Source organism: Shimia fortis (assembly GCF_040225985.1).
GTDB lineage: Bacteria > Pseudomonadota > Alphaproteobacteria > Rhodobacterales > Rhodobacteraceae > Shimia.
The window spans coordinates 1-968 of sequence record NZ_JBBPEU010000039.1 but is presented as its reverse complement, the minus strand read 5'-3'; the positions used below and the strand labels follow the sequence as shown (position 1 = coordinate 968).

The following is a 968-nucleotide window of genomic DNA, read 5'->3' as shown; positions in this document are numbered from 1 at the left end:
CCCACGCGCAGCGCCGCCTGCAACCCCAGCGCGATCTCGGTCTGCATGTTCGCAAGCTTCAGCTGGAACAGCTGCGTCTGCGCCAGCGGCTTGCCGAACTGCTTGCGGTCCAGACCGTATTGCCGCGCCGCGTGCCAGCAGAACTCGGCCGCGCCCATCGCGCCCCAGGCAATGCCATAGCGCGCCCGGTTGAGACAGCCGAACGGCCCCTTCAGGCCTTCGACATCGGGCAACAGCGCGTCTTCACCAACCTCGACATTGCTCATCACGATCTCGCCCGTGATCGAGGCGCGCAGGGACGCCTTGTTCTCGATCTTGGGCGCCGACAGGCCCGCCGTGCCCTTTTCAAGCACAAAACCCTTAATTTTTCCTTCATGCGCCTCGGATTTGGCCCAGACCACGAACACATCGGCGATCGGCGCGTTGGAAATCCACATTTTCGACCCGTTCAGCACATAGCCGCCGTCCACCTTTTTGGCGGTGGTCTTCATGCTGCCCGGATCACTGCCCGCGTCCGGCTCGGTCAGGCCGAAACAGCCGATCCATTCCCCCGAGGCCAGTTTCGGCAGGTATTTCTTGCGCTGCGCTTCCGTGCCATAGGCATAGATCGGGTACATCACGAGGCTGGATTGCACCGACATCATGGAACGATAGCCGCTATCAACGCGCTCGACCTCGCGGGCGACCAGACCATAGGTCACATAGCCCGCACCAATGCCGCCATAGGCCTCGGGGATGGTGGTGCCCAAAAGGCCCATCGCGCCCATCTCGCGGAAAATCTCGGGGTCGGTGCTCTCGTCGGCAAAGGCCGCCGTCACCCGCGGCATCAGCTTCTCGTCACAATAGGCCCGCGCCGCATCACGCACCATGCGTTCATCCTCGGCAAGCTGGCTTTCAAGAAGAAACGGATCCTCCCACGTGAAAGAGGAAAGGTCGGGTTTAGATTGGGGGGCCAGATCTTTCGGCAT

1 protein-coding gene is annotated in these 968 nt (G+C 62.1%); it reads right to left on the bottom strand.

All coding sequences use genetic code 11. The features are described from left to right. Positions 1-968 (bottom strand): acyl-CoA dehydrogenase family protein (locus tag WNE31_RS18395; RefSeq protein WP_349981396.1); only part of this gene is annotated, 968 nt, incomplete at its 3' end.